This window comes from Mesomycoplasma ovipneumoniae SC01, assembly GCF_000218525.1.
Lineage (GTDB): Bacteria > Bacillota_I > Bacilli_A > Mycoplasmatales > Metamycoplasmataceae > Mesomycoplasma > Mesomycoplasma ovipneumoniae_A.
In genome coordinates this window covers 1-26,125 of sequence record NZ_AFHO01000022.1, presented here as the reverse complement: position 1 = coordinate 26,125, position 26,125 = coordinate 1, and the positions used below count along the sequence as shown (strand labels likewise).

At 28.2% G+C, this 26,125-nt stretch carries 15 protein-coding genes; 8 read left to right on the top strand and 7 right to left on the bottom strand.

All coding sequences use genetic code 4. The annotated features are described in order from the left end of the window. Positions 1–453 precede the first annotated feature (453 nt). The 3 genes from MOSC01_RS0103645 to MOSC01_RS0103630 form a co-directional block, all read right to left on the bottom strand. Positions 454–2,229 (bottom strand): hypothetical protein, encoded by a 1,776-nt coding sequence (locus MOSC01_RS0103645; protein ID WP_010321436.1) that lies wholly within the window; start codon positions 2,227–2,229, stop codon positions 454–456. Positions 2,230–3,492: 1,263 nt separating this feature from the next. Next, positions 3,493–4,746: an IS256 family transposase gene (locus MOSC01_RS0103635; RefSeq protein ID WP_010321434.1), complete on the bottom strand. Its 1,254-nt coding sequence runs from the start codon at positions 4,744–4,746 to the stop codon at positions 3,493–3,495. Positions 4,747–5,080: 334 nt separating this feature from the next. Beyond that, a complete protein-coding gene (locus MOSC01_RS0103630) occupies positions 5,081–6,622 on the bottom strand; it encodes an APC family permease (RefSeq protein ID WP_010321433.1) in 1,542 nt (513 codons plus the stop codon). A 142-nt stretch (positions 6,623–6,764) separates the two neighbouring features. On the opposite strand from MOSC01_RS0103630, the gene MOSC01_RS0103625 reads away from it, so the two are divergent. Next, a complete protein-coding gene (locus MOSC01_RS0103625; protein ID WP_010321432.1) occupies positions 6,765–8,501 on the top strand; it encodes an Mhp366/Mhp367 family surface (lipo)protein in 1,737 nt (578 codons plus the stop codon). 822 nt (positions 8,502–9,323) lie between these two features. On the opposite strand, the gene hinT is transcribed toward MOSC01_RS0103625, so the two are convergent. Genes hinT through MOSC01_RS0103610 form a run of 3 tightly spaced genes read right to left on the bottom strand, consistent with a single transcriptional unit; the run spans position 9,324 to position 13,409 of the window. Then, complete coding sequence (hinT, locus tag MOSC01_RS0103620) at positions 9,324–9,659, bottom strand: histidine triad protein HinT (RefSeq protein WP_010321431.1); 336 nt, start codon at positions 9,657–9,659, stop codon at positions 9,324–9,326. Positions 9,660–9,683: 24 nt separating this feature from the next. Continuing rightward, on the bottom strand, positions 9,684–11,285 hold the full coding sequence (locus MOSC01_RS0103615; protein WP_010321430.1) for a HinT-interacting membrane complex lipoprotein P60: 1,602 nt from the start codon (positions 11,283–11,285) through the stop codon (positions 9,684–9,686). A gap of 15 nt (positions 11,286–11,300) precedes the next feature. Beyond that, on the bottom strand, positions 11,301–13,409 hold the full coding sequence (locus MOSC01_RS0103610) for a HinT-interacting membrane complex protein P80 (RefSeq protein WP_010321429.1): 2,109 nt from the start codon (positions 13,407–13,409) through the stop codon (positions 11,301–11,303). Between the two features lie 158 nt (positions 13,410–13,567). Here MOSC01_RS0103610 and MOSC01_RS0103605 point away from each other — a divergent pair, with 158 nt between their 5' ends. Genes MOSC01_RS0103605 through MOSC01_RS0103595 form a run of 3 tightly spaced genes read left to right on the top strand, consistent with a single transcriptional unit; the run spans position 13,568 to position 16,874 of the window. Further along, complete coding sequence (locus MOSC01_RS0103605; protein WP_010321428.1) at positions 13,568–14,911, top strand: HAD-IIB family hydrolase; 1,344 nt, start codon at positions 13,568–13,570, stop codon at positions 14,909–14,911. Positions 14,912–14,931: 20 nt separating this feature from the next. Further along, complete coding sequence (locus MOSC01_RS0103600; protein WP_010321427.1) at positions 14,932–15,897, top strand: DnaD domain protein; 966 nt, start codon at positions 14,932–14,934, stop codon at positions 15,895–15,897. 14 nt (positions 15,898–15,911) lie between these two features. Further along, the gene (locus MOSC01_RS0103595) at positions 15,912–16,874 is read left to right on the top strand and encodes a hypothetical protein (protein WP_010321426.1); all 963 of its coding nucleotides are present in this window, start codon (positions 15,912–15,914) and stop codon (positions 16,872–16,874) included. A gap of 782 nt (positions 16,875–17,656) precedes the next feature. Here the strand turns inward: MOSC01_RS0103595 and pepF are convergent. Continuing rightward, complete coding sequence (gene pepF / locus MOSC01_RS0103590) at positions 17,657–19,480, bottom strand: oligoendopeptidase F (protein WP_010321425.1); 1,824 nt, start codon at positions 19,478–19,480, stop codon at positions 17,657–17,659. 179 nt (positions 19,481–19,659) lie between these two features. Here pepF and MOSC01_RS04325 point away from each other — a divergent pair, with 179 nt between their 5' ends. The 4 genes from MOSC01_RS04325 to MOSC01_RS0103570 all read left to right on the top strand — a co-directional run bounded on the left by MOSC01_RS04325 (position 19,660) and on the right by MOSC01_RS0103570 (position 25,945). Further along, positions 19,660–21,774 (top strand): putative immunoglobulin-blocking virulence protein, encoded by a 2,115-nt coding sequence (locus tag MOSC01_RS04325; RefSeq protein ID WP_010321424.1) that lies wholly within the window; start codon positions 19,660–19,662, stop codon positions 21,772–21,774. Next, positions 21,758–24,217: an Ig-specific serine endopeptidase MIP gene (gene mip, locus MOSC01_RS04320; protein ID WP_010321423.1), complete on the top strand. Its 2,460-nt coding sequence runs from the start codon at positions 21,758–21,760 to the stop codon at positions 24,215–24,217. Before MOSC01_RS04325 ends, mip begins: the two co-directional genes overlap by 17 nt. A 71-nt stretch (positions 24,218–24,288) precedes the next feature. Next, entirely contained in the window at positions 24,289–25,602 is a 1,314-nt protein-coding gene (locus MOSC01_RS0103575; protein WP_010321422.1) for a hypothetical protein, read from the top strand. Further along, positions 25,592–25,945 (top strand): hypothetical protein, encoded by a 354-nt coding sequence (locus tag MOSC01_RS0103570; protein WP_010321421.1) that lies wholly within the window; start codon positions 25,592–25,594, stop codon positions 25,943–25,945. Before MOSC01_RS0103575 ends, MOSC01_RS0103570 begins: the two co-directional genes overlap by 11 nt. Positions 25,946–26,125 lie beyond the last annotated feature (180 nt).

Below are 26,125 nucleotides of genomic sequence, written 5' to 3'. Positions count from 1 at the left end.
TACCGGTTTTTTTGAATTTGATAAATCTATATCACGAGTTTCAAGTTTAAAATCTGAATAGCTTTTTGTATTTTGAAAATGTCAAAGCGGACCAAAAACGCTTAGTGTCAGTGAAGTGAAAGCGAGAATATTAGTGACAAACTTAAAAAACTTTAACTTTTTCTTCATGTTTTTTCCTTTTTTTAAATGAAAATTTTTAGTATTAAAATTCTAACATATATTAAAAACTTTTTAAGAAAAACGCCTGAAAAAACTGTATTTTAAAATGATAATTTATTATGTTAATCAATTACTAAAAATAAATTACACTAGAATTCGGGCGCATTTTTGCAAATAAACATAAATTAGCTGCGAAATTCCTACTTTTAAATAGATAAAAATGAAAAACAAGTTAAAAATTTTAAAAATAAACTTAAATCTTTTATCATTAAATTTATTAATTAACAAAAAGATCTACGATTTTCCTTTCATTTCAAGATATTTTTTGCTTTTATACCCACGAAAATCTATTTTTTCTATTTCATCATAGTAACAATTTTTACTACCATAATCTCAAGAAAAATCAAAGTGTCTTTCTAAAATTAATGCTTTTTCCTGCTCGTTATAAAAACTTGAATTTTTTACAAATTTTCGAAAAGATTGGTACTCATCAAGAGTTTCTTGTTCATATTTTTTCACTGCATCACGAAATAAAATTAGTTCTTCGATTGAAGACCCCATTACATTTTTAGTTAGATAATCATGATTTGTTGTAAAATAAACAAAGAACGGTGGATCTTGACTATCGCGCAGAAAAATATCTTGTTCAAGTTTGACTAATTTTTGTTTAAAATAATATTTTAAAATTTCATATTTACCTTGATAAATATCATCATATAAATTTGAGTGGCCAATTCAGTAATAAATTTTTTGCCCGTCATCATATAATAAAATAAAATTTTTTAAGGAAATTGGTGAAATTCAACCAACACTTGTTCTATAAGCTGAGCGATAATATGGTTTGAATCAAAAAACTGGTTTTTTCGAGTCAAATTGTTCAATTATTTCATCAAAAAGTCCATATTCTTGCCCTCCAAAGTAAAAAATTTGGAAATTTTCAAGTTTTAGTTTAGCCCAACTTGGTAAAATGAAAAAATCAGGTTCACTATGAAAATACTCAGTATCTACATCATATCTAGGTCCAAATAAAATTTGCAATAAATAGATAAATTCAATCTTATTTGTTCATTTATTCAAATTATCATAATAAAATTGGCCTTCTTTACCAAAAAGTTCGCTACAATACTTTCGATATTCCGGTCCAAATTTATCAAACCAACTAAGAATAAATTTATCACGATTTTCAATGTTTAAATCCAGTTTTTTAATCCCATATTTTTCAAATTTTTTAAGCAAATTTTCATAAGTTTCAAAAGTAAATACATTTTGAATTGGTTGAATTCGGGTTTTTTCACTAAAATTATAATTCTCTTTTAATAACAAATTGTAGATATTTTCTACATTTTTGCCTAAATATGCTTTATTTATATCTAGAAACTCTGAGTTATATTCATATATATTTGATAAAAAATCAAAGATTTTTTCACCATAATTTGCTAAATTTTTTGGCTTTGCATAAGGAACACTTTCCTGAATTTCTTTGATAATTAAATTTTCAATTTCTCTTAGTTTATTTTTTGATTTAAAAATTGCTCGAAAAAGGGTAGGATAAGAAATTGAAAATTCACATTTTTTCTTATCACCAAAATTTTCAAAGGCAACAACAACCATCCTTGAACCCTTAGTGTCATACAAACCTTCAGAAAAATAGCCTTGCTTTGTGTAATCATTATCCTCTCCTCCAGCAAATGGCCAAGGCATACTATCTTCTCATTCATCGATTATGGGTTTGATTTGGTTGTAAAAATGAAAACTTATGAGTTCTTTAGAAAAAAAAGTAGTTTTTAGTATATCTTCTAACTTTAAATTATAAACATAATCATTTTGTTTATAGTTTATGCCAATAACTGTTTCGATTGGGTTATTACTAATAGAACAATTATCTGTAAGGTAAACTCATAAAAAATTTGGTATTCCTCGGTAGTTTTCGCGGCAATTATTACGCATAAAATCATCGTGATTGAACATATTATCAGTTGAACAAAAAGATTTAATATTAATTTCTAAATATTTTAGTTTTTCTAACAGTTTTTTTGCCTTAAATGCTAAAAAATTTACTTGGTTTTTCATAAGAAACACTCACCTTTTCAATGGTTAATATTTTTTATTATTAATATAGTAATTTATAAAAAAGAAGATTTTTCAACACAAATTTGGTTTTGAGGTTCTCTAAATTCAGCAACATAGCCTTCAAATTTTAGTTTTAGTACACCTTTTCAGAATGTAGTTCACTTTCTTTGTTAAGAAATTCAGTAAAGAGTTATTTAAAATTAGAAAGCATCTGGATTCATTTGAATTTTAATATCATCTAAATTAGGGGGTTAAATTAGTGCTTGTTCTGTTTAGATGTGTTTGGTTTTTTTAATATTTGGATTGATAACAAGCTAATTTTGTTGGTTTTTGGCTAAAAAATTTGCACTAAATTATCAAAATTAGTGATTTTTTGACTTTAATAAATCTAAATCAAGGACTTTGACTTTAAAATCTAAATAGTTTTTTCTATTTTGAAAATGCCGAAACGACCCAAAAACACTTAGGTTTAATCAAGAAAAGGCGACAATATTAGTGATAAACTTAAAAAACTTTAACTTATTCTTCATGTTTTTTCCTTTTTTTATATACAATATTAATTCTTTATTACTATAATTATACTATATATTAAAAATTTTTTAGGAAAAAATACCTAAAAAATTGTTTTTTAAAAGAATAAGTTATTATGTTAATCAATCGCTAAAAATAAACTGTACTAAAATTCAGACATATTTTCCTGAGTTTGCAAGTTTGATGGCAAAATTCTCTTTTTAGTGAATGTAAATATGAAAAAATACCCGTAAATCCGGGTTTTTTGACGCTAAACCTTAATTTTTATTATTTTAAAATTAACACTTGAAAAAAATGCTTGGCGCAAAATAAAGTTATGTTATAATTAACATCACTTAAGAATAAATTAATAAATTTTGATATTGAATTAGGGAGGAATCAAGGATGTTTTTGTCATAAAAAAATCAAAAAATGCGAATTATCCATTATATTTTTAAATATGATGGAATGCCTTAAATTTGCCCGTTTAGAAATCTATAAATTTAGGGCTTTTGGTTATTGTTCTTTCAAAACTTCATATGTTTTTTTAGGCTCAATGCAAATAAAAACGAGTTTTTATTTGCATTGAGTTTAAATAGTAGTTGTATTTTTTCATGATTTTTGTTAGTGTTTTAAACTAAAAAAGCAGTTTAAATATTTTATAACTTTGCTTTTTTAGTTTGCCTTATTTATTGGGAGTGTTCATAATTTTGTGTTTTAAATTTTTCTGCATTTTTCAAATAGAAATGTAATCTAATTTAATTTTACATTATTTAACCGATTAGGGAAAATAATTTCTAATTGTTTTTTAATCATGAATCAATTTCTTACCTTTTGTCATTTTGTAGATGCGTTTTGGAGAGTTAAATAAGTTATTTTTGAAAGGTAATTTACACTTTGAATTCCGCCTTTTGTTTTTGTATTTTTCCTAATTAATCTATTCATTGATTCAATTAAATTTGTCGTATAAATTGCTTGCCTCAATTCATATGTATATTTAAAAAATGTCGTTAGTTCAACGAAATTTGTATACCAAGACTTGATAATTGAAGGATATTTTTGGCCTCATTTTTCTGCAAATTTATCAAGATTTTGCATTGCAAATTCTTGATTAGCCGCTTGATAAATCTTTTTCATATCAAGGACAAACTCTTTTTTGTCTTTGTTAGAAACTTTTAAAAGCGAGTTTCTAATTTGGTGAACAACACATTTTTGAACATCTGCTTGCGGGAAAACCGCTTCAATTGCTTGAGTAATTCCACTTAGATTATCGCAAGAAATTATTAGAACATCTTCCAGCCCGCGAATTTTTAGTTCGTTAAAAACATCAAGTCAATTACTTGCTGATTCGGTATTTTTAATCCAAAATCCCAGTGCTTTTTTATTTCCGTCCCAATCAATTGCAAGAATAAGATAAAGTGATTTTTTAACAAAAACACCGTTTTCTTTGACATTAAAAAACATCCCATCAATGTACAAAATTGGATAGGAATTCTCAATTTTTCGTGATTTTCACTTTTCAATTTCGGGCAATAATTTGTCAGTAACTGAAGAAATTCAGGCATTACTTATTTCTTTTTTATAGATACTTTTTATTGTGTTAACAATATTTTCATATGACATTCCTGATGCAAAAAGTGAAAACACTTGCTCTTCAATATCGCCTAAATTTGTTTCGTATTTACCGAGTAATTTGTTCTCAAAAGTGCCATTTCGATCTCTTGGTATTTTTAGATTAAAATTATTACTATTATAATTCACAGTTTTGTCCGAAAATCCGTTTCGCTTATTCGGTCTATGCACGCCTTTTTTGCTTCGGTTGCTTTTTTCATAGCCTAAATGTTGACTTAATTCCGCCTTTAAAAGTGCCTCAGTAAAAGTTTTAAACATATGCGAAATTTCGTTGTGAAAATCTTCTTTTCTTAATTTTTTATAATCAGCGTATTTGTCAACAAGCTTTTTAGCTTCTAACTCAAATGGGGATAATGTTTTTTTCTGTTTTTTCATATTTTTGTCCTTTATGATAAATTTTATCAAAATAGATTTGCTTTAAAAACACAAAATATTTAACATTACCATTTTATTAATAAGTAGATTTTGCATTCTTGATGTTTAGATTTAAAATTTAGTGTTTTTGCTTTGATAGTTATTTTTCGTGAGTTTGCCGAAAAAGTTTAAAAAGTGCCCAAAAATCGGACACTTTTTAAAGATTATTTCATCAAACTGGGAAACTTGTGAGGCGTTTTTTGTAAGTAAACATAAATTTAACTAACAAAATTACTATTCTTAAATAAATAAAAATGAAAAACAGGTTAAATAAATTTCTTAATAGATTTGATTTTTATTCAGCTTTTTCAATTTTAGCTGAGTCAAAATTATCAAACAAATCAAATTTATCAACTTTAGAAATTAATAAGTAATTAATATAAGGGAAAGAAACAAATATTAATATTTGTGTAATAAAAATTAGAAAACTACCAATATTTGTAAGCATTAAACCATTATCAGCAAAAACTCCAGCACCAGAAGAAGAATGAGCTTGTGTTGCAACTGCATAAATTTGTGAATAAATAAAGGCAACAACGGCTATTAGAATTAAACTTGAAGAAATTATTGCTGAAATTCAATATAATTTTGGGTTAATTTTACGCTCAATTAAATTAGGATACTTTATTTTTTTGCGTGAATAGGCGACAATAATTGCCATATATACACCAAAGAAAATTAGTGAAGGGAAATTGGACATCGAATCAACAATAACATCACTACCAAATCCAATTCCTGTTCCATCTTTTGTTGGAAGTTTAATGGCTAGCGAAGGGATATAAATAACAAGCGCCCAAAACACTAATGTAATAAAAAGATAAAAAATTGTAACTTTTTCATTAGAATATTTCTTTTTTAAACTATAAGTTCCAACAATTGCATTTAATTTTACAAGATCTCTAACTTGATTTACAAATGCAGCATTTAAAGAATTAGTTACTCCGTATGTTGAAATTAAAAGGAAAAAAGCTACAAAAATAGTAATGCCTCGGGCTGCATTAGCCGGGAAAACGTCACTAATTAGACCTGAAATTGTTCCCTTATTATGCAACGCTGATGATAAACCAATAAGAGTATAAACGCTAACGATTAAAATCATTCCCACTGTAATAATCAAAGGGACTCTTTTGTTTGCTTTTTGAACTTTATTATGAATTGAACCAACTGAAAGAAATGAATCATAAGCAAACAAAACAGCTGGAAGGGCAAGCACTAATTTTGAAAAATCAAAACTATTTTTTTCGGTTACTACAAAAGCACTAGAACCACCGTCATTATGAGTTGTAGGAAAAAAAATCCCAGCAAAGACGGCAACAACTAATGGAACAAATTTTAAAACTGTTGAAACAAGGGCAATATATCCGGAAAATTTAACAGAAACATAATTTGTTATTACAAACAAAATAGTAAAAAAAGCACCTAATAATATGTGCGCCCAAAACGGAAATGAGAAACCAGAGCCACTAGCTGTCTGAATAAACCAAATTGTAATTTCAGACGAAAATATTCCTAAAATTAGGCTTAGCATTCCTAAATAATAAAATCCGTAACTAAATAAGACAAAATAACCACTTTTTTTGCCACCAATTTGGTAGGACCAGTTTGCTAGTCCATTTAGTTTGGTTTGTTTTAAAAAGCTAATTTCTGAAAAACTAATTGCAGCAAAAAGCGAAATTATTCCTCCAATAATTCAAGCAAAAAGTCAAGCATAGCCATTATTATTAGTGGTTGCTGCGATACTATTATTTTTGAAAAAAATTCCGATTCCAACAACTGAGCCAACAAGCATTGATAAGGCTGCAAAAAAACCAAGTTTTCGGGCGCTTTGAATTTTCATGAGATTTCCTTTTTTGATTAAATTGTAAATTGATAAAATTTTGAATATTTAAAAATTATATAGTATAATTTATAAAATCCAAGTAATTTTTTGAATTTAAAATTTAAAAATTGCTAATTTATAACTAATAGAGAGATATATTATGAAAAACTTATCAAAATATCTGTTTTATTTAGGTTTTTTAAGTCCTTTTGTAGTTATAAGTTGCACTTCGCAAATTGAGTTAATAAAAACTAATCCGCCCAAAGTTGAAAAAAATTTGCCAGAAGTTGAAAATAAACTACCCAAAGTTGAAACTGATCCGCCAAAAGTTGAAACTAAACCGCCAAAAGTTGAAACTAAACCGCCCAAAGTTGAAGATAATTTACCAGAAGTTGAAACTAAACCGCCCAAAGTTGAAAATAACCCGCCCAAAGTTGAAATTAATGAAGATGACCAAAAACAACCAGAAAAAATCGATTCATTAAAACCGGGTTCTGAAGAAAAAAAAGAAACAACTGAAAAAATACAAACTGACACGGAAGTTAAACCTGAAAATGAAAATGATTTTGAATCAGTTGAACAAACTCAACCTATTTTTGATTTTGTTCAAGTAAATAATAAATCAGTGCGAAATTTCCGCACAGATTTATTATCAGATCTTGAAAGAAATGATTTTAAAGCCCCAAACAATCTAGTTTCGAATTATAGCCGCTATTTTCTTAGAAATTGGGAAAATGTTGTTAAAAAAGAAAACCAAAACACCTTTCTTGGGCAGCAAAATGATAATTTAAAAGTTTATTTACTTGATAGAATGAACCCAAATTTAGTTGGTGATATTAATGCTAAACAAAATCATTTTGCTTATTTTAACCGCCGCGCTTTAGGAAATTATTATAATTTACGTTGATTTGGGTTTAATTCTGATAGTCTTGAGCAAAAAAGATTTTCCAATATTTTCACAAGAAACATTCGCTTTGCGCCCGGAACAGGTATTTTTTTAAACGCAAATTCCGAAAAAGCTGCTTTTTTAACTAATGCTCACGTTATTCACCCACAAGGAACCAAAATTCCTTTTTGAAAACTAATGAATAAAAAAGTTGGCCAAAACCAACTAAATGCAAGACTAATCAAGTTTTTACAATATTATGATGATTTTAAGATAAAAGAACTAGATAATCGCATTTTATTTCGCCTTTTTGAACAAGAAGAAAAATTAAAAAATGGAGTACATAACTTACCATTTAGTCCACAAAGTAATGTAAAAATTGATGAGTATATGGAAAATTTGTATCAAAATTATTTTGAGCTGGCAGAATGAGACAATTACGACTTTGACATTGCCGTTTTTTATTTTAATTACTCAAAATTTATAAACGATGTTGATAAACTTATAAAATATTTTAGCGAACACCAACAAGGTTTTATAAATTCAACTTATTCGCTTCAAAACGGTAAATTCCAAAATTTTGTCAACAGTTTTGCTGAATTTAAAAAATATTGACAAAAAATTTCAAAATTTCCGCCGCTGAAAATTTCAGACCGAATTTGAGACGATGGTGATTTTGACTATACAACAAAAATAGGGATGTTTTGGGCAAATAATTTATTTTCAAAAAATGTTTTTAAAGGGGTAAATTTTCGCCGAGATAATGGTGACCCACGTTTAATTGCCGCTAATTTTTTTGCAACAAACGGACCTGGAGCATCAGGAAGTGGAATTTTTAATGCAGATGGAAGTCTTGCTTTTATTAATCGTTCAATTTTAACTGTAAATGGCAATGTCAATTCACTTTTTTATGATCAATTCGGGCTTACTTCCCACTTGACTTCCGGAATCGCCCTAAGAGCAAAAAATTATAATTTAGTTGAAAGAATTTTGAAACTTTATGTAAAATAAAATTCCCGTTTTTAGGAATAATTCAAACCTGAGTTTCCAGTTTGATGCAAAAAATTCACATTTAGTGAATATAAATATGCAAAAATACCGGTAAATCCGTATTTTTTGACGCTAAAATCTTAATTTTTATTATTTTAAAATTAACCCTTTGCAAAAAAAAAAAAAAAAATGTTTGGTCTAAAATAAAATTATGTTATAATAACACTCACTAAGAATGAATTAATAAATTTTGATATTAGAATTAAGGGGGACTTAGTTATGTTTTTGCCATAAAAACTCAGATAATGCGAATTTTCCATTATATTTTTAGATATGATGGAAAGCCTTAAATTTACCCGTTTAGAAATCTACAAATTTATGGCTTTTAATTATTGTTCTTTCAAAACTTCATATATTTTTTTAGGCTCAATTTAAGTAAAAACGAGTTTTCTATTTACATTGAGTTTAAATAGTAGTTGTATTTTTTTATAATTTTTGTCAGTGTTTTAACTAAAAAAGGTAGTTTAAATATTTCATAATTTTGCTTTTTAAGTTAAAAATTTTAGCTTTTTTTAGTTTGTTTTATTTGATTAATAAGTAGATTTTGCATTCATGAGTGTTAGATTTAAAATTTAGTGTTTTGCTTTGATAGTTATTTTTCCTAAGTTTGCCAAAAAAGTTAAAAAGTGACCAAAATAAACCACGACACTTTTTTAAGATTTTCTCATCAAACTGTGAAACTCGGGAAAAATTATAATTTAATTGAAAAAATTTTGAAACTTTATGTAAAAATAAAATTCCCCTTTTTTGAGATTTAATTCAAAAAAGGGGAATTAGTTATAATTATTCTTCTTTTTTATAAAACGGAATAATGTGAATGTGCGTGTGAAAAATTGTTTGTTTTGCATCTTTTTCGTTATTAACTTGAAGTCTAAAACCGGTTGCGCCAAGCTGCTTAACTTGGTCTAATGCTAATTTTCTTGCAATTTTTACTAAATAAGTAAGATCTTCATCGGAAATGTGAAATAAATTTCGCGAATATTTTTTAGGCACAACTAAAAAATGGCCAGGTGAAACCGGAAACTTGTCAAGAAAAGCGATAACTTGATCATCTTCAAAAATAATTTTTGCTGGTGATTTTTTTGCAATAATATCTAAAAATAATGTTGTATTTTCCATTTTTCCCCTAAAGTTTTCTAACAATTAACTAATTTTTACAATTGGGTCCTTGGTTTCGATTTTATATCCAATTGATTCAAAAAAGTCTTTAGCATCACGGAAAATTCCGCCTTGATCAGCAAGATATAATGAATAAGCTAGTTTTGTTTTTTCTTGTTGGGTATTTCAAGGTGTATTTTCAAGCGAAAAGTAGACTTGTTTTGTGTTATTTTCTTGAACAATTTTATCATACAGAGGAGCTAATTTGTTATAATATTTGACCGATATTTTTGACAAGTCAGAGCTAACTGCCGGAATTCCACTATCAATTTTTGGTAAATCTTGACCTTCAACATTTATCTGAGGATTATAAAAAGTTCTATTCTCATCCCAACTAACATCAACATTGTAATAAAATTTTGATGAATTTATACTAATTTCGACAATAACACCAACAGCAAATTTATTAGCATCATTATCTTTTGTCGGAATTACGTTTTTAATTTTATATGATATTCCTGAAATCTGGGTAGGAATTTTGATCTCAAAGTCAGAAATTTGAACTTGATCTTTAGTTTTTTTGCGGTCAAAATTTGGGCTTAGCTCAACAGGAAACATTTTTGCTTGGTTAATTAAGTTAAAATTCTGGAAATCTTTAGCTGACCAAAGAAGATTTGAAGTTGGATCTAAAAAACCAGATTTAGTTTGACCTTGAACTCTAAGATCGTTAAATTGGAAAGATAAGTCACCTAAAGAAGCATTTTGACGGTACAAAATTCCAGCATATCCAAGCAATAATGTTGTATCAATGTCATCATTTTTTCCGAGTTTTTCAAATTCTTGCTCTTTGCGAGTTAATCTAGAATTAATATTTTCGCTACGTAAAAGTGTATTAAAAGTATTAGTATCTTTAATTTTTAGTTGTGAAAAAGTACTTATACTATTTGGGTCGTTTGATTCAAATTGCCAAACTTGAACCGGATTTTTTGTTAACATTAAGTGAATTAGAAAAAAATCTGGTGAATTTGGATCAATATTTTGAAAAATTTGCCGTGATGTAAAGGATGTTCTCGCTGAAATACCATCTTTATAAATTTGCGAATCCTTAATTAAATTTGGTTGATCAAGTTGAGTTAAATAAGCCTTAACTAGCAACATTTTATTTATTTCACGCGCAATTCCGGTTGAAAAATTATTGTATAAAACAATAAATGCTTGATCATTAAAAGTCTTATTATAACCAACCTGAGGTGATAAAAGTGCAAAATCACTGGCTGAAATTGCATTAGTACTTTGTAATTGGGCAATGAATTTTAAACTATAAGTTGGATCCAAACTAATTTGGTAGTTTTGGTAAAAATCAAAAGCCGCTTTTGCTTCTGCAAAAAATTGCGAATTTGTATTTCTAAATTCGCTAGCAAGTGAATTTGAGCCGGTTTTGAAAATGTTTTGAGCTAAAATATTTTCAACATAGGCATTTTCAACAAAATCCTTAACATCATTTGAACTTATTCTTCGGTCTTCTTCAATCCTTTCGGACGAATCAACATTAACAGCGCAAGAAACTAAAGCACTAAAAGATGTGCCTACAACTAAGAAAAACGCTAATTTTTTTAAAAATTTGTTTTTTTTGGGGTGATTTTTCACAAATTTTCCTTTCAACTAATGACTAAATCGAAAAAGACTTTCAAGTTTATCAATTATCGCCTGGCGCAACTCTTTTGATGGATCGGCTTTCAATTCCCAACGTTCTTTTTGATTATTATACCAAAAATCTGCGCTTAAATCATTTAAAGTTGCGTTAGAAATATAATCTTGTAACTTTTGGTTAATATTTAAAACCTGAGAAAGAACGTAAAAATTCAAAAAATTTTCAGACGATTGTAAAACTGAATTTAAAAAATCGGTTTTTTCTTGCTCAACTGTCGTTTTTTTTGACTCTAAAAGTTGTTTTTGATAATTTGCATCACGAACTAAAAGTGATTGAATAAAATTATTATTCGAAATATCGGCAAAAAGTTGACTCATGTTTATTGTTGAATTTTGTTTTGAGTCAACTTGATTATTAGCGCTTAATTGCAATTGGTGAGAAATTATTTTGTTAAATTCCTCAAGGCTACTAATTTTATTTAAACTCAAAACTTTCATCCCTTTGGAATCAAGCACTAATTTCAAATTATCACCTAAATTATAAACTAAATGAGTACGATAATCATTTTCATCTGCACCAAAAGTTTCTAAAAAAGCTTTCCCTGCCTGAGTAAGTTCATTATCAGAAAGTCCTTGAATATATGAATGAAGCCGTTGATTTAAACTTCTAATTTCACTAATTGGCTTAGAATTTAACTCAGATGGGTCAACAAGCAAACTTGGGGCATTTTTAAAAAGTAAATCTTTAAGTTTTTCCATTAAAGTTTTGCTAAATAGTTTTTGTTTTGGTACGCTTGAGCTTGAATTTTCTAAAAAAGCAAAAATATAGCCAGCTTCATTATTTATTAAAGTTTGACTAAGTGAGGCAATCGGAAGTTGACCTAAAATTTCAGCACTTCTTTTATTATTTTCATAATCTAAAGTAGAAAGTAGAATTTTGTCTTGATTATTTTGGGTCGGATCAGTAGAATTTCCGCCTTTAAAATTTTCAATTAGTTCCAAATTATTGCTAACTTGCTCAGCAAGTGATGATTCAGAACTTGTTTTTAAAACTTTATAAGTTAAAAGTTCTTGGAGAGTTTTTTTATCAACACTTCAAGGAGATTTTGCATCTCTTGCATTTGGTTTTGCATTAATTGAAATTTGAGAAATTTCAAAAAAGTTGAAATTTCCGGCCAAAGGTGCTTTTGGATCAAAATAAATTTCGTTAATTATTTTAGTCGGATTTACATACTCCTTAATAAAAGAGTTAGTAATAAAAGCGGAAATTTTAGGATCATTTGACACTGAAGTCGGATTTGGACTAGCAATATTTGGACCAAAGCCATTTTTGCCGATCTCGATTAAGCCGGCAAATAATTTTTCGCCTTTCTTATAAACTATTTGTCCTTTTTCGTCTTTAATATCATCTTTCAAAATTCGATCTTCAATATCACTTTTAGTAAAATTTTTATTAATTCCCAATTTAAACCGGGCAAAAGCGACATCTTGTGCCGCATTAATTGAAAGAGCTTCAACTGCTTGGTTAATATTAACAGCATTATTAAAGCGCGGATCTGAATTTAAATACTTATTGAATTCAGTCTCTCAATTATTAAAGCCAAAAGTGGTTTGGTATCTACTACGCTCATCATGAAGAAAGTTTCGTTGGGATTGACGTATTTCTTCAAAGGACTGCAATGTAAACCGGCGGGAATTTCCTTGAGTTTTGTCAGTGTTTGTATTTTCCCAGGCTGCTTGAAAGACTTTGGATGCTTCATATTCTTGATTATATAAAAATTCAATTAAATATTTTTGAGCTTCACGAAGATCATCGCGCTGTTTTGAATTGTCAGATTTAAAAACACTCAATAATTCTTCAACTTTGATATTTTTGTCTGAAATAGGGGACTTAAGAATTACTATATCGGATTTAGGATCGCGGATTTCTAGATGATTTGTACCACCACTTGAATAAGACAAAGGAATTCCAACCCCAAGGCCAATTACAGTTAAAAAACCGGCAGTCAAAGTAATTGGAATTCAAATTTTTTTGGCTTTAGCTGGCGCTTTTTCTTGTGGTTTTTTCCTTGAATCTGAATTCAAATTGGCGATCTTTTGAAATATATTTTGCTTTTTCATAAATAAATCCTTAATTTGTACTAAAACTCAAAATTATATTATAATTTAGTAATATTAAAAAACATTTTTTCAACTAGAAAAAACACTTATTAAAATATTATATAATTTTAGCATTTTTTATATAATTTTGCTGAAAATATTGCAAATTTGGTTTAAATATGTTTTATAAAATTGCTTTTATCGATCTTGATGGTACCCTTTTAGACATTGGAAAGGGGAAAAACGCCCAAATTTCAGATACAAATTTGCATTCAGTAAGAAAATTAGCAAAAGAATGTAAAATTGTAATTTCAACAGGAAGAAAATTTTCGACTGATATTGTTAATATTGGTAAAAAAATTTCTGCAAATTTTTATGTTTGTCAAAATGGCGCCGAAATTTATGACCAAAATTTAAATTTAATCTTTGAATCCACCATTAATCAAAATATTGTAGAACAAATTCTCTCTTTTGCAAAAAAATGAAATGTTTCAATTTCATTTGATTCAAAAATTGTTTTTTCTCCTCCAAAAAGTTTTTTGTACCTTTTTTCAAAACTTTTTTCAAATCTTCAAGTAAAAAACATTAACAAAATTGACTTACCAAAAAGTGTCAAAAAAATTTTGCTTTTTTCACCTAATATTTTTAAAATAAGTAAATTTAGAAAATTTCTTGAGGAGTTTTTTTCTGAAAAAATTCAAATTTATACTATTGAAAAAGGATTTGTTATTGAAATTACCGATTTTAATGCCTCAAAAGGTCAAGCCGCCGTTTTTATCTCAAAAGTTGCTAATATCTCATTAAATTATTCATTTCATATTGGCGATTCTGAAAACGACATTTCAGCAAAAAATATTGTCCAAACATTAATTTTGATGAAAAATTCGCCCAGAAAACTAAAAAAACATGCTCATATTATCGGCTATAAAAGAAAATTCGGGGTAGCAAAAGCGCTTGAAAATTTCATTTTCAACCCAAAATCTATCGCAATAGTTGGGTTTTACGCAAGTGGGAAAACAACTTTTTTAAAAGCAGTTGAAAAATTTGGATATTCTGTTTTGTATACAGATGAATTTTATTTTAATTGTTTTTCAGAAAATAACCCATGTTTTGAAATAGTTAAAAAGTTTAAACCTGATTTTATTCATAATAATGTCCTAGATAAAAATAAACTTCGCGATTTTATGGTTGAGAGCCAACAAAATCGTGATTTTATTGAACAGAAAATCTATCCAATTTTAGAAGAGCATTTAAGAAACAATTATTACCATTTTGTCGAAATACCTAATTTATGGACAAAAAACGCCGATTTTCAGGCATTTTTTTGAAAAACAGTCTGAATTAGCGCATCAAGGAAACAATTACTTTTAAACATTAAAGCCAAAAAGGTCAAAAAAGAAGTTTGACAAAAAAACCGGGCATTAAATGGCAATAAAATAAAATTTTATAATGTCAAAATCTCAAATTCAAGGTGAAAAAGGCCATCATTTTTGCCAAAATTTTTCACAAAAATTTTTAAATAGGGCTACAATTTCACTTTGCTATGCATTCCTACTTTGTAATTTCAAATTCTGATTTTGATCAAAATGATTTAAATAATTTGTTATATTTTTATTTTCCCGTTGTTAAATTTCAAGGTTATCTTTTGTTCCAATATTTTTTAACTATCAAAAACACAAACGAGCCAATTAACTTTGATTTTTTGGACAAAATTTACAGTATTAGCCTTGATAATTTTAATAAAACTCGTGAAATTTTGGAATGTTTAAATTTAATTCAAACCTTTTATGATTCCCAAAAAGAAAAATATTTAATAGAAATAAAAAAACCTTTAAATTCTGAACAAATTGACAAAAATCCTTATTTAAAACCACTAATCACTGAAAAAATTACTGATAAAAGATACTTAAGTTTAATATCAAAATTTAAAAATAATTTTGAAAAATTTGAGCTTAGACAAATTGAGACTGATAAATTCCATAATCTTTCAAAAAAATTTTATGAAATTTTTGGACAGAATAACCAAAACATTTCAACTATTTTTAATTGTGTCAAAAATATCGACAAAAATGAAGCAAAAAAAGAGTTAAACTTTGAAAAATACCACTTATTTTTAACTGGAAATTCAATGAGGCCGCGACTTCGAAATGCATTATTGGAATATGTCGAAGAAAGAAGTTTTTCTAATTGAGCGATTAATAATGTTATTGAATATTGTTTTAAAGTTGGCAATCAAGTAAAATTTAATTATATTAAAAAGATTCTTGATAATTTGTGAGATGATCAAATTATTAGTGGTTCAGATGTTCAACTTGAACTTGAAGAGATTTTTAGAACAAAAATAAATAATAAAAATAAATTTGAAAGTGCAAAAACTAAAAAAATAATTGACCTTGAATCAAGTGTTAAAAAAATCTATAAAACAAAAAGTCCTAAAAAATCAAAAGTTGAAACACCTGAAATGATAAATACAATTTCCTGATTTATTGATGAAAATGAAATTAATTAATAACTAAGTAAAATATGACAGAAATTCACCCAAAAACTAAAAAAACAACTAGCAGTAATTCCAACAACAAAGAGATAGCAAAATCACTTATTAACGTTTTAGAGAAAATTTTAAGTAACGATGATCATGATAGTCTTAAAAATAATCAAGTTATTAAAAATGATAAAAATAACCTTAAAAATGATCAAATATCAGCGAATTTAGATTATAAATTTTTAGATTTAGATTATGAATCAGCTCTTAAAAATCCAAAATTTGCCAGTTGAATTAAACAACTCAAAATTGATAAAAATGAGTATTACGAAAATTTAGACCTTTTTTGGCGAGCAACTGAATGGGAAAAGTTTCCTAATTACAAATTTGAAATAATAAGGGCACCTGAAACAAGAAAACTTGAAGGAAAATGTATTTTTCTCTGATCAGAAGACAATAAAAAATGAGCTGAATTTTTACTTTTGCCAGAAATAAGTTTTCCTAAATTTAAAGATTTTGTCAAAATTATGAAGCAACTTAATGTTGGAAAATTCGGACAAATTTTACCTTTATTAGAAAAATTTAAAATTTATTTAAATAAAAACAAAATGAACCAAAGTTTGGTTTACTGAACTAATTGAGATAGTGTTTCACAAACCTTACTTTTGAAATGTTTTACTATTTTTTTTGCAATTCGAAAAATTAATGTTGGCTACTTTAACTTGTCTGAAATTTGCCAATTTATTACCGAAAACAAAACCAAATTAACCCAAAAACTAAAAAATGTGGATGTTCTAATTGTTGAACTAGATATAATTAATAATTATACAACTTGATTTTTGGCTGAATTAGAAAAAATTATTGCCGAAAGAATAATCACAAATAAACTTACAATTTTAAGTTTTGATTCTGATTTTTATAACAAAAGTGGCAACCAAAAAATTCCTAACCTTATTAAATATCACGGAATAAACGGCTTTGACTGACTAAATGAACATAATTAATTGTTTTTTTTTAATTTTGGATAAAATATTTAAAATTTGACTAAAAATCGATATTAAATATTTTTTTACCTTGAGTTTCCCAGCTTGATGGCAAAAATTCACTTTTTAATGACTATAAATACGCAAAAATACAGGTAAATCCGTGTTTTTTGACCTAAAATCTTATTTTTCATTATTTTAAAATTAACCACTTTGCAAAAAAAAAAAAAAAATGCTTGGTTTAAAAAAATTTTGAGTTATAATTAGACTAACTTAAGAATAAATTAATAAATTTTGATATTGAATTAGGGAGGAATAAGTTATGTTTTTGGCACAATAAACTTAGATAATGCCATTTTTTCCATTATGGCTTTAAATATAATGGAATGCCTTAAATTTAACCGTTTAGAAATCTACAAATTTATGGCTCTTAATTATTGTTCTTTCAAAACTTCATATATTTTTTTAGGCTCATTGTAAGTAAAAACGAGCTTTCTATTTACATTGAGTTTAAATAGTAGTTGTATTTTTTTATGATTTTTGTTGTTTTATCCATAAATTGATTTTTGCCAGTGCTTTAAAATAGGTAATTGACTTTTGCCAAAAAAGTTAAAAAAGTGCCAAAACTGGAGACTTTTTTAAGATTATCTTATTAAACTTGGAAACTCGGGATATCACGGAATAAACGGCTTTGACTGACTAAATGAACATAATTAATTGTTTTTTTTGTTTAAAAAACAAAAAAAACATGTGAAAAATAATCACATGCTTTTTTAATTTTGGATGAAATATTTAAAATTTGACTAAAAATCAATATTAAATATTTTTTTACCTAGACGAATATACTCATCAACTTGACTTTCAAGAAGCGAAAAGGCTTGACGGTACATTTCTGGATCACTAAGATCAACTCCAGCTTCTTTGAGAATTTCGCTTGGTCAATCAGATCCACCTTTTGAAAGGAAATTTTCGATGTAATTTTTTATTGCTGTTTTTCCTTCTTTTTTGTATTTCTGGAAGAAAACATTAGCAGCAAGATAACCAATTGCATATTTATAAACATAATATCCATAATAATAATGAGGAACAATTACGCTATAAATAAAGGATTTTTCGTCAATTTCATCATCATTTGGTTTATATTTTTTAATTATTTGACGGTAAATTTCAACAAAATCATCATATGATCCAGTTAGTTCGCCACTGTCCATTTTTTTATATAAAACAGCCTCATAATCAGCTCAAATAACTTGGCGCTGAACTGTAGAAATAAAGGTTGAAATTTTTTGTAAAACAATATCAAATTTGAGGTTATCATCATCTTGATTTTTCAAAAGATAATCATCAACCATTAATTCGTTAAAGATTGAAGCTATTTCGGCAAGAAAAATTGGGTATGAACTGTTGTGATAATTTTGGTGTAAATCAGAATAATAAGAATGAAGTGAGTGTCCTAATTCGTGAGCTAAAGTATGAACTGAATTAATTGTAAAATCAAAGTTCATAAGAATATATTTTTTTTCAAGACCGTAAGATCCACCAATTGAATATGCCCCAGAACGCTTAGAAGGCACGTAGTGATAGTCAATTCAACGATCTGAAAAAGAGCTTTTGACAATTTCTACATATTCTTGACCCATTGGTTCTAAAGATTTAAGGACAATTTCTTGGGCATCTTCGACAGAATAATTATCTTTAATCTCAACAAGTGGAACTAAACGGTCTCAATGATTCATTTTTGTTCCAAATTTTGCTTTATAAAATTGTTTTTGGGCATGAAAAAATTTATCAAAAATTGGAAATGCTGCAGCAACATTATTAAATAAGTTTTGCAAATTATCTTCTAAAAACCGATCAGAAGACAAGCAAGCTTGAATTAATGAATCATAATTTCTTGTCTTTGCATCAACTGAGGCAGATTTAATATGTTGATAAAATAAATTTGCAAAAGTATTTTTATGTTCCAAATAAGCTGAATAATAATTTTGATAGGCTAACTGACGAACATGAGGGCTTCCGGTTTTTAAATAATTAAAATAATTTGTCGAATTAAGTGGCAATTTATCGCCTTTTTCGTCAATAATATCAGCAAATTTAGTTTCTGAATTTGAAAGAATTGAAAAAATTTTATAAACTGAAACTTCACCAAAAGATGTTTTTGTAAGATATTCTTCAACTTGATCATCAAGTTTGTGTTTTTTATTATCAAGTCGATAATTTAAATCTTTTAAATAAGGTTTTACGCGTTCATCATTTATTCAGCCGAGAATTTTTTCTTCATTTTTATAAAAAATAACATCAAGTGAACCTAATTTAGCCTCAAATTCTGACATTAAGAAAGAAAATTTTTCATTAAGTTGGCTAAAAACAGGGCTAACAACATTTGTGCTTATGTTGTTTGAAATGTAATTATAAATTTTGTTATATTTGATCCCAAAGTCTTCTTCAAGTTTTTTAAAATGAAGAAAATTTTCAACATTGTCAAATTGTTGATCCTTTGTTTGAATTAATTTTTGCGAAATTTGGACTATTTCGGCAAAATTCTCCTCAATTGTTTTTCCTTCAAGTAAGACTTCTAGATCAAAACGGTGCTTTTCGGGAATTTCTGAATATTTTTTAAATTGCATTTTTTCTCCTTTATTTTTGTAAAATTTCGCCCTTAATTTCCGATATTACATAAATAATATAATTTAAGGAAAAATTAAATTTAGAATATAATTTTACCTTATTTTTTCAAAATTACTATCCTAAAAAAAAAAAAAAAGATGTTATAATTTAAGTAAAACAGACAACTTGGAGGTGGATAATGACTTTTTTGACCAAAAGAGGCAAAATTGTTCTTTTGGTTGCTACGCCTATAATTATTATTCCGGTCGCTAGTGCTCTTAATCAATATTTAACATCGCTGAATTTTCCAGCTTTTGAAAACACATATTCAAACTCAAGCCCATCAACAATTGCCAAAAACGAAGTTGATAATGATCTAAAATTCAATTCACCAGTTACAAATGCAATTTTTAAGGAAAAAGAAGAGCAAAAACCTAACCAGACTCAAAAAATTGAAGATACAAAGCAACCAATTATAATAAAAAACACCGAAAAAGTTGAAGAAAAAAAGCCAGAAATTGCCGCTCCACAACAAGCGCCAACTTTAAAACCAAAATTTGCACCTCAAAGTGCAACTTCGGGTCCAAATTTAATAGTTGGTACTGAATTAAGTCGGCTAACTCAGCTTGCTTTACAACGAAAAGCATCTGGAATTAGCGCTGAAATTAAAAAACTCGAAACACGTATTGTTAATATTGAAGCACAAGTAAAAGAAATAAATCGCTTTTATGACGAAGAATATAATAAAAGAAATGGTGATGACGCCCCAGGTTCGCGAAGAAGTTGAGAAGAAGGGCGTCGACTTAGTTTGTATTCTTGTGAGCCTTCAATTGATTGTCCAGCAATTCGGCTTGAGCAAAATAAAGCTGAATTAGAGCGTCTAAGACGCGAAGCGGCTAATCCAAAACCCTTAACAGCCGAGGAAATTAAACTTTTAAAACAAGGTTTATTACCTGATGCTGACAATCCTTATGCTTGAGGTTATGATGATGAAGCTAAAAATCCAACACTAAATCGACTAAAAGCTGAAAATCTTAGCCGAGTTTTTAACACTCCAAGTTATTATTCTCGAGTTTCAAGTTCAATTTCGAGCCTTGAATATACCGGTTGAACAAAAACTGATGTTTCAAAAGATTTTGAAAATATTTTTACAGAAAACGGTGTCTCAAGCAATTCAATCCAAATTTACCAGTACACTCCAAATGAACAAAATGAAGACCGCGCTAATCGAAGTCCGATAAAAGCAATTGTTCTAAATGCAGATGATTCTAATGCTTTTGATAAATTTCAAAAAATTATGAACCAAGCAATCCAGCAAGATAATAAAATTCAAGCTGTTGTTCTTAAAAATGTTGGTTCGCTTAATTCATTGCAAAATATTGATCCAATTCTAAAAGCAATTCCTGATTCAGTTATCAAATTGACTTTATTTTTAAATAATCCAGCTGCAACTCGCGGATTAAGAGGGCTTGAAAATGTCAAATTAAAAGAATTAGAACTCTATTCAGATTCAAATGCCGTTTCACAACATTGATCAATTAATCCAAATGCATTGAAAAACGTTGATTTTATTAGTTTTGACTATCAAAGTCAGTTTCACGTTACAAGAAATGCGGGTGAAAAACTTCCTTCTTCAATAATTTTTAACACACTTCGGTTTGACAAAGGTGATGATATTGCTAAAATTAACGAAGGTCTTGAAATTGTTTTTAATTCCAAAATTAACCAACGTGTTTTTCAAGGTAATTTTGGCGGCAAAGGCGGTTGACCGACTTTTTTAGATTTTTCTGATACTAATATCAAAACTCTAAAAGGAATTTGGTTTGACGAACTTAACCGTGTTTATAATATAAATGTTGAAAACTGACCTGAGCCTTTTGCAAAAGAAAATTTTGAAGGTGGTCGAACCTTAAAATTCAAGCGAATGATTTTTCAAGCCGACCTTGTTGGTGGTGCAGATGCTTATGTTGTTGATATTTCCGATTTTGATGGCGCCCAATTTAGCCAGCGGTTAGCTTTTGGTGATCCGCCTCCGCCGCCAACTGAAATTCAATTTAGGCGAAATGGTCAGGAAATTTACGGAATTCCACTTTATTTAAAAGGTCAAAATTTAACTGGTGATGCAAAAAGCCAACTTGAGTCATTCATTAGGGCGGCAAATGCCAATGGCCAAAGACGAATTACACAAATTTATGTCGAAAGTGATGGGTTAAAATCTCAACTTGGTGGTCAAATTGGAAATGTTTTAATCCAAACTAAAATTGCTAACCAAAACAGTCAACAAGAAGGAGCTAGCGATGAAATTGAGGTCTAAAATTTTATTTTTATTGCCAACCATTTTGCCAATTATTGCTATTTCATGTGCTAATATTGACTCAAATTTAAAAAGTATTAGTGATGTTGAAAAATCTTTAACTGATCTAAAAAATAAATTTGACTCACCGCAAAATAATAGTTTAGAAAACATAAATAATTTACTTACAAAAATTAACGAAGAAATTCAGAATTTAAAAAAAATTTTAAATTCTGATAAACTAGGTAAATTCAACCAAGAATCAGAAAAAATCCTATCAAAACTAAGCACTTTTTCTGATGATGACTTACAAAATCAAGACAAAAAAGCAGAATTTCAAAAGACTTTTTCCGAACTTGTTAGTTTAGTTCAAAATCAAAAAGACACTCCAAAACCTCAAAGTCCAAGCCAAAGTCCAGCTCCAGGTCCTAATCCTAATCCAATTCCTGATCCAAATCCAGGCGCTATTCCCAACCCAAATCATCCTCGACCTGAGCCAGTTTCACCTGAAAAAATTGCATCTTTAGCACCTGGAGGCCAAACTTTTTCAATCTGAAGAGATAACAAACGTATTGTTGAAGACCAATATAAATATGATGACCCTAAAAAAGAACTAGAATACCATCGAAGTTTGAACAATATTCCTAGTCAAAGCGGATTTACTACCGCAAGTGTTTTAAAACCTTTTCCTGAAAGTTTTAATCTTCCAAGTACGGATGTCCTTGAAAAATTAAACCAACAAGCAAAAGACGCTAATCAACCTTATTATCAAAATGCGCAATTACGTGGTTTTTCTTTGCCTGAAATTGGAAGTGACGGTCAAATCAAAGGTATTTTAATTAATAATTTTGTACAACCTCCAGCAGTTCCGGCTTATTGGGGTAATGAAAAGCTAACCGGTGGATCTAATCGCAACGGTTTACCGCGAGTTTTACCAAATGATACTTATCGAAAAATAGCTAAAAATTCGTTTTCTTTTGGAATAAGAAACGGTCGACAACGCGATCCTAATGACAATATTGAAAATCCTGATGCAGTAAAAAGGGTAATTCGGTCAGATATGTCATTTGGAACAGCGGCAATTCTTGACTTTGAAAAAACAGAAAATGGATCTTATCCTCTAAAGTGATTTTTCATAACAAATGCTCACGTTGCCGCAAGTTTGCGTCTTGCAAATGACACCCCAAGTGACAAAACTCAAGTCTGAGGTCGTGATGAGTCAAATTATAGTGAGGAATTTCGCCAATATAATACTTGAACAATTACTCTGACTAAACTAAAAAATACAACACCAATTCATTCAAAATTGCCAACTTCAATTGGCGAAGGATTTGCGACTTATTATGACAGCGAAGAAGTTCGCGTTAAAGAATTAGATGGAACTTTATATAATAACGGTCGGGATGGCCAATATGAACGTGACTCACTGCTTGTCAACAAAACACCAGAAAAACCTTTAAATGTGCGTACAATTGTAATTGGAACAAACGCGCTAAAGTCTTCGCCAAAAGACTTTTCTTCACAAAAGGTGTACCAAAATATTGAAGAAGTTCTTGATTTTGCCGTTGTTGAAGTTAATTTCGACAATGAAACTCAAGCAAAAAAAATGACTCAAGATTATTTTGATGCTGCCCAGCAACAAAATCATTATCAAGGCCGTGAAGAAAACTTCCTTGATCCTAAAGTTTATGAAAAAATTCCGCCAACTGATTTTTACGGTTTTGGTTGGCCTTCAACACAAAATGAAAGTCAAAGAACGCTTGATCGTTATGAAAATCCAACCGATTTTGCCAATAGACGCTTCCAAGTTTCACCTTGATTTAATAAACCTGAAGCTCTTTATTTTAATAATAACCCAGAAGACAAACGTTGAGAAAAAGGTGGCGAATTTGCATGAACTCGCTCTTACCGTTCTTTTGTAAATTTACCCGGAATAACTGACTATTTTATTACAAATCCAACACTTACAAGTTCATATTTTGAAGTTTATCACGCGCCTAATGAAAAAGGTGAAATTTCAAGTCCTTATTTGATTTCAGGTCAAGGCTTTTTAATTGATAATTTTGCCTCTGGTGGCGGAGTTAGTGGAACTTCAATTCGTGATAGCAATGAAAAAATTTACGGACTCCAATTTGCTTCTGATAATGCTGCCTCAGCGGCTTTTGTTCTGGCTTTACGTTCTTATGGATATGACTATAAAGGTTATTATGGAAAATATAATTTACCTTCTTATGATATAATTTATGGCTCAAAAAACCAATTTAAGTCCTATTTTGATGCAATGTTACAACTTTATGGCGATAAATCTGACAAAAAATTAAAAACTAACTTATTTCCAGATGGCTTTAGCGAATCAACACGAAAAGACGTTTTTGCCTCAAAGTCTGATGTTGTTAATTTGCCAGAAGATATTCAAAAACGCACATATTCACGGGTTATATCAAAAATTAACGAGGAAAACTAAGTTTTTAAACTAAAAATTTTATCAGCCTAAATTAGGTCTGATATTATTAATTTTTTATAAAGATGGATTTCATGAAAATAACAAAACATTCTGTCATTTTGAACAATTATATTAAATTTTCAAACTCTTATTTTATTAGAAAGGACCAAAAAGGACAGCAAATTCTTATACTTTTAATAATTTCATTGGTTTTTCTTATCATTTTTGCAATTGGGGCCGGCCTACTTTGAGACAAAAATATATGATGAGTAGGCCCTGCAGCATTTTGGCCCTTACCCTTTGTTTGAGTTTATTTTCTTTTAGGTCTTTTTCTTAGGAAAAAATTTGTTGATTATTTTGATAATAATTCCATTGCTAAATCTATAAAATTTTTAAAATTGTTTTTAATAAGCCGCTTAAGTTTTGGACTTTTGCATAAATTAAAAGATGAAAATTTTGACAAATATTATAAAAAAGCCAATGAATTAGCAAAAATTAACCCTTTAATTGTTTTTTGCGGACCTTTTGCCGAAAGTATGACTTTTTTAAAATCAGTTGAAATTAACGATCTAGATTTTTGCTCAAGTTCTAATTTACGTTATGATTTAGGGATTAAAAAAACAACAATTCTTGATAATAAACAAATCACTGATCCTTATGATATATCAATTAAAAGTGAAGAATTTAGTTTTATTTTTGTACCAAAAAAATATCAAACAACTCTTGAAAATTTAACAATAACTTCGCCAGTTTACCAAATTGCAAATAAAATTAACAAATTTGTATTACTTTCAAATATAAAGAATTTAAGTCAAAATTATGAAATTGAATTCAAAAATACTATAAATGATTTAAAAGAAATTTCCAAATTTAATTTGCCTTTTACAAAAGCTAAACTTTCTCAATGCTATTTTGATGCAGTTTTGCAAAAAAGCCAATATATTTGTGTTTTAAATCAAGACAAAATATTGAATAATATTCAAAAAATTGATTTAAATTTTTTCACTGAAAATTTCACTGAAAATGTCGAGTTAACCTTAGAAAATCCGTTCTCAAACTATGGAAAACCTTTGAAAATTTCAGTTTTGGAATTAATAAAAGAATTTGAGAATGACACTAAAATTAAAAATTTACGGGTTGCATTTGATAATGATTTTCATAAATTTTTTAACGATATAATTTTACCTGATCCTCATTATAAATCTGACTCGCCGCTGCTCGAATTTAGCTCAAAAGACGAGTTTAATACTTTTAAAGAAAAGCTCGGAATAAGCAATTTATCATTAAATTACTTAAGTCCAAATTTAGTATTTTCATATAAAAATGATCATAGCATTGATATTAGACATATTTTTGCAATTTTTATTGCTAAGAAATTTAAGGAATTAGAAGAAAATGAAAAATAATTATAAAAAAATTTCCTTATATTATAAATCAACAGCTCACTTTACATACATCATTTTTCGTTGATTTATTTTAGCAATAGTTGTGGGATTAATAGCGGCTGGAATTTTATTTTGGGATCTTTATGACCTTCCGGTTCCGCCATATATTTATGTTTTTATTCCCCTTTGTATTTTGGTAGTGCCTTTGTTTTTACAAACATTAATAAATTCTGTTTATTTTTTTGTTAGTCCAAAAATTCTTGGCAAACTATTAGAAAAAAATTGGTTTTTGTGACTAAGTAGAAAATTAATGAAAAAATCTTGGAAAAATATGACAGAAATTTTATTACAGTACGTTGACTAAAAAATTTTCAATACGTGAGTTTTACAGTTTGATAGCAAAAATTCACTTTTTATTGAATCTAAATACGCAAAAATACCGGTAAATCGGTGTTTTTTAACGCTAAAATCTTAATTTTTATTATTTTCCTGAGTTTCCCAGTTTGATAAGGTAATTTCAAAAAAGCATCCGGTTTTAGGCAAT